Raw genomic sequence first — 1,110 nt, forward strand, 5'->3', positions numbered from 1 at the left:
TGCTTCACCTTGTTCAGTGACAACACGTGTTCCTTGTGGTGCATTGTTCATTTGTACTTGGAATGTACCTTTTTTTGCATTTGTTTGAACGTTGTATGTTGTTGTTTCAAAATATTCACCGTTTAATTGTGCTTCTTGTTTATCCGTTGGAATTACATTCATCCAGACCTCTTGTGTATCTTGGCTTTGATTTGCCGCATGAATAATGTTCTTTGCCGCTTTTTGAACAGCTGCATTCTTGAACTGTAATTCATCAACGGAAATCTGGCCAAGTGCATTCCAAAGAGCTAATTGCGTTGCGTAGTGGGCTTCTTGCCACGTGGAAACACCTAAATTTTCTGGTGTTTTCTGTGGGTATCCATTCAGTAGGACGCGATAAGATACATCATCTGTTTTGCCCGCTTCGGGTAAATCCTCTCCATTTGGAGATTTTAAACCGTACACCAGACAATACGCAATTTGACCACTAGCGTTCTTTAAAAGCTCTGTACGAACATCTTTCCCATACTGCGGACTATAGGCCCAATCCATCTGATACCTTTCTCGATTGATTACCTCCGCACTGGCTTGATTCAGTGGAATCAAGAAGCTCATCACAAATAAAAGTACACTCGTAAAGAGTAGCAGTTTTTGATACGATCGTTTCAAAACCATTTTTTACAGCTCCTTTAGGATTATTCAGTTTTCAAAGAACGGAATATTTCGAATTTTAACCTTCTAAATATCGAAAGTTATACTTTAGTGATAATTATTTCGTCTTTTAGCCGAATTTCATTTACAATACATTTAGTAGGAATATGAACAAAATAGATGTAATCAATAACATGAAGTTAATTCAATCTGTGATGGGTATTGCACGATAATATGTTGGTCTGAAAAGTTTCTCGATTGGAACTTCAAGAAAATCAGCCATTTTTTTGGCTTTATTAGCCTTGAGACTCCTTCTCCCAATTTCAACATCATATAATGTGCCGATTGGAATTTTAGCGCCTTTAGAAACTTCCTTAATACTTAAACCTTTGGATTCCCTGTATTCTCGTACAATGGTTTTATTTTCTGACGCTAGCATTTTTTCACCCTCCCTTCCCTTAATTACATTGTATTCGGCTT

2 protein-coding genes are annotated in these 1,110 nt (G+C 37.2%); both read right to left on the reverse strand.

Annotated elements, in window-relative coordinates; translation table 11 throughout:
• The coding region (locus tag ACQGS6_RS29105; protein WP_426966080.1) for a thioester domain-containing protein at positions 1-654 on the reverse strand (654 nt) is incomplete at its 3' end.
• Positions 655-835: 181 nt separating this feature from the next.
• Entirely contained in the window at positions 836-1,069 is a 234-nt protein-coding gene (locus tag ACQGS6_RS29110; protein ID WP_000881124.1) for a helix-turn-helix domain-containing protein, read from the reverse strand.
• Positions 1,070-1,110: the final 41 nt, after the last annotated feature.

The sequence above is a fragment of the Bacillus sp. GMs2/2 genome (assembly GCF_050172095.1).
Lineage (GTDB): Bacteria > Bacillota > Bacilli > Bacillales > Bacillaceae_G > Bacillus_A > Bacillus_A cereus.

Coding starts and splice junctions, on each gene's coding strand:
- ACQGS6_RS29110 (WP_000881124.1), bottom strand. CDS start 1,069: ATGCTAGCGTCAGAAAATAAAACCATTGTACGAGAATACAGGGAATCC.